This window comes from Gardnerella sp. c10Ua_244, assembly GCF_055818055.1.
This window is the reverse complement of the sequence record NZ_JARFVS010000026.1, coordinates 1-714: the sequence shown is the minus strand read 5'-3', so window position 1 is coordinate 714 and position 714 is coordinate 1. Positions and strand designations below refer to the sequence as shown.

Annotated in this window: 1 pseudogene; it reads right to left on the bottom strand. The window is 42.0% G+C overall.

The annotated features are described in order from the left end of the window. Window positions 1-459, bottom strand: a pseudogene (locus P0108_RS07150) (DNA polymerase); the annotation flags it as partial. Window positions 460-714 lie beyond the last annotated feature (255 nt).

Sequence of the window (714 nt, the reverse complement as noted above, 5' to 3'; positions counted from 1 at the left end):
CAGGCAGAAATATTTAATAAGATTCTTACCCTCAGTGAGTTTCTGCTTATCAAGCCCCAATACTGCTCCCACGCTTTCCAAAGACATGGGAAGCCCCAGGGTGGCTGACCAGATCATTGTGCAATGCCAGGAGCTTGGGTTTAAAAACAAGCTTTCACTTTTCACTGTCTGACTAGGGTTAACATTGATGCCTTTATCTCGCAGGTAGCGTGATAAGCAGACTCTTTCAAACTGAGCGTTAAACGCCCACTTGGTTACTGTTTCATCTGTTAAAGCGGAAAGCACAACCTCGGGTATGGTTTCACCTTGTGCTAAATCAACGACTTTAACTTCACTACCGTCCACACTGTAGCCAAAAAGCAGTATCTCAAAATCATCAGATTCTGCGTACTTGTAAACACCACATTTACCAAGATTTACACTCGAAAACGTCTCTAAATCCACACTCAAATTTTCCAAATTACATCACCTCCAAGTTAATAAAAGAGGTGACAGAAAACCTGCCACCTCCTTGACTTTCTTACTTTCTGTTCAGCATGTTTTTGACTTCGATATAAAGACTGACAAGTTTTCTTACCACGAAATCAAGAAGCAATACGCCAGCAAATATTCCAACAAACCAGCTAATCATCTTCACATGCTCCTTAGGCTAGAAAGTCATCATCTTCTAAGGTCGTAAAATCATCGGTTGCTAGGCTACGTCCGCCGAGTGGT